Origin of the sequence: uncultured Romboutsia sp., assembly GCF_958366745.1 — a bacterium.
GTDB lineage: Bacteria > Bacillota > Clostridia > Peptostreptococcales > Peptostreptococcaceae > Romboutsia > Romboutsia timonensis.
Genome location: NZ_CATXCO010000244.1, coordinates 1 through 3,381, shown reverse-complemented (window position 1 = coordinate 3,381; position 3,381 = coordinate 1). Strand labels below are relative to the sequence as shown.

Annotated in this window: 2 protein-coding genes; both read right to left on the bottom strand. The window is 25.9% G+C overall.

What is annotated here, in order from left to right; all coding sequences use genetic code 11:
- Positions 1 to 49: 49 nt before the first annotated feature.
- Complete coding sequence (locus Q5F54_RS12115) at positions 50 to 820, bottom strand: carboxylesterase (protein WP_302334502.1); 771 nt, start codon at positions 818 to 820, stop codon at positions 50 to 52.
- Between the two features lie 138 nt (positions 821 to 958).
- Positions 959 to 3,381 (bottom strand): insulinase family protein (locus Q5F54_RS12110; RefSeq protein ID WP_302334501.1); only part of this gene is annotated, 2,423 nt, incomplete at its 5' end.

Genomic DNA, 3,381 nt, shown 5'->3' with positions numbered 1-3,381 from the left:
TTAAATAACTCTATAACATTAAAGAAGACACAATAAGTTAAATTTATATTTAACTTATTGTGTCTTCTAAAAATCTTTGAAATACTTTTAATATTTTATTTAGTTCATCTTCATTATAGTAAAAATGTCCAGACTTCTCTAAATTTATAATTTTATAATCATTTTTCAAATTTTTATAAAATAAATTTAAACTTTTATTACTAACAAGTTCATCTTTTTTAGTATGTATAATTAATGTTGGTATAGCTATGTTTTTAAGCTCTCTCTTCACCATTACTATAAGCTCAAATAAATCTTTATATCTTGGTATCCATCTAGCATAAGTTACTAATGAACTTCTATCAACACTCAATGCATTATAAGCATATTTAGTTAATGTATCTTCATCTTTAATTTTCCCTAAAGCTATTTTTATACTACTTATCATCATATCAAATCGTACATGTACCTTAAGTGGAGTTGATATTAATATAAGTGATTTTACTTTATTTTTATATTTTAATGATAACAGTATTGATAATAATCCTCCCATAGAATGACCTACTAATATTATATTTTCGTACTTATCTTTGTACTTTAATATCTCTTTTTCCACAGAATTTATCCATTTTTTCATACTACTATTAGCAAATTTTTTACCACTTCCTCCATGCCCATCAAGTAGAATTGCTGAATATGAAAAACCTTTATTATATACAACCTCTGTAAATTTTCTAAACTGCTTAGGACCTTCTAGTATTCCATGTACAAATATTACCATAGTATTTGATTCTTTATTTTCATATAAAAATGGTGCCTGACTATATTTTTTTATATTCATATTCTACCCCTTATTAGACCTTAGATTATATACTTAATAATATCATTAAAAAATATTTATAAAAATATTCATATATATTTTTATTATTTATATACAATATAAAAAGTGCCTTAAAATTAATTAAGACACTTTTATACATTAATTAAATACATTTATTAAATTTTTAAATACATCTTTGTCAGCTTTAATTTTCTTTTCATCACCAACAACACATATAAAATCTTTCTTCATTATATCTTCTATAAGCTTATTATACTCTTTTATAGTTTCAACATTTGTATCTAAAACTTCATCTCTTTCTCTCTGTCTATCTTCTTTAGTTATGCCTCTCATATACATACCAAGAGCTTTTTCACCCTTAGATGCTGGAGTTAGTGGCATATCTAAATTACTTATAGTCCCTATAATATATTTTGTCATTTCTCTATCTGAAACATCAAATGATTTTATAAAATCTGGTGCTTCATTGAAAGCCTTAAGGGTTTCAGTTAAGTTAGGATCTCTATAAGATACAAATGCCATATTACCAGTTCTTGCAATAGTTGACATACATCCATATGCTCCACCCTTAACTCTTACTCTGTTCCATAAATAATCGTATCCAAGGATAGTTTTTAATACTAATAAACTTCCGTTATAGTCATATCCAAGCTTTTTAAAATTGTATCCTTTACATACATAATCTACATTAGCAGGAGTCATTAATCCTTCATTTTTTTGTTCTTCATTAAATGTATAATCATTATTATTTAATGCTTCAGCAGATAATACATCAACAACTTTGTTCATATTTTCTTTTAATAAGTTTAATTCCTTATCTTCACCAGTTATAAATACCATTAAATTATTTTTATTAAATATAGTATTTTGTAATTCGTATAATTTAGATTTTAAGTTTTCTATTTTATTGTCAAAATCATTTTCTATATCTTTTAAGAATTTATAATAATCATATCCTGATATTTTTTCCATATATGACGCTGCAGGTGAGAAATATGAAGCAACTCTTCCAACTGCAACTTGGTGCCCTGCTTGCATAAGCATCATTTCTATTCTTGAAATAAGCTCTCTTATTACTTCTCTTATTCTCTTGTTATCTTCAAATAAAGAGTTTTTAACTATATCAGCCATTATTTCCATAGATTTGTATATCTTATCATCCATAACCTTAGTGCGTACTTCTAAGAATGGATAGTATTTATTTTCATCTTTATCATTTCCATATACGTTATTTCTAAAGTACATATCACCAGTATTTATAAGTATTTCATTAGATAGTTCTTTATAGTCATAAGTTTTAGTATCAACTTTTGCAAGTAAATTACCTAATAAACTAAAGTATGGTATATCTTCTTCTGCTATACATTTTCCATAGAACATAAAGTTTAAGTAAGCAATATTGCTTGTAAATGTATTACAATGAAGTATTTCTATATCATTATGTTTAACCTTATTTATAGGTAAATCTTCAACTTCTTTTCCTATATCGTCTAAACTAAGTAGCGGTATAGTTTCTAAAAGTTCTGGTGAATCTGGTGTACTTTGACGAAGTATTAAGTTGTTAGTTTCTTCAACTATTTTATTTAATTCTTCTTCACTTAAACTATTTTTATAGTTTTCTAATTTTTCTTTTAACTCATTTTCTTCTCTTTGTGCTAATCCTTTTTCTGGTTTTAATGTAAGTAGAGATGCATGAGTATTGTCTAACATATATTTTTTAATAAGTGCTTCAAAATGATTAGTATTAAGAGACTTCTTAACATTTTCTATAGCGTGTTCATATTTTATATGCATAAGCGGATCTCCACCATATAGCCAACTATCCATAGCATTCATATAATATACTAATCCTTTTGGATATCCACCTGTATCTGCTTCTCTTAATCTAAATTCAAATGCATTTATACACCCTTCTATAAGCTTTTTATCTATTCCATTTTTTACAATATCATTAAGTGTATCATAAACTACTTTTCTAAATTCTTCTTTTTTACTAACATCACTATTTTTAGCTATTATACTAAATACAGGTTGAAGTATTCCTCCATCAAAGCTACCAAAAACATCTTTTCCTATTTCTGCATCAAGTAGAGCTTTTTTAAGTGGTGCACCTTCTGCCTCAAGAAGTATATATTCTAATAAATTTAAGTCCATATAAACTTCTTCATCAGTTGATCTTCCTGTTACATAGTTTAAAGCTAAGAAAGTTTTTTCACTATCATCATCTTCTTCAGATATTGAGTAAGTATACTCCACATCTTTTATGCTATTATATTTTTCTTGTGGCTTAATTTCTGCATCTATTTCTTTTCTATCAAAATCAGCTAAGTATTCTTCATTTATGAATTTTAAACATTTTTCTAAATTCATATCTCCATATAAGAATATATAACTATTAGATGGATGATAGTATTTTTTATGTGTATCTATAAATTGTTCATATGTTAAATCAGGAATATACTTTGGATCTCCTCCTGATTCATTTGAATAAGTGTTATCTGGGAACAATGTTTCTTGGATTTTTCTCATTAGTATTCCTTCAGGAGATGAGAAAGCACCCT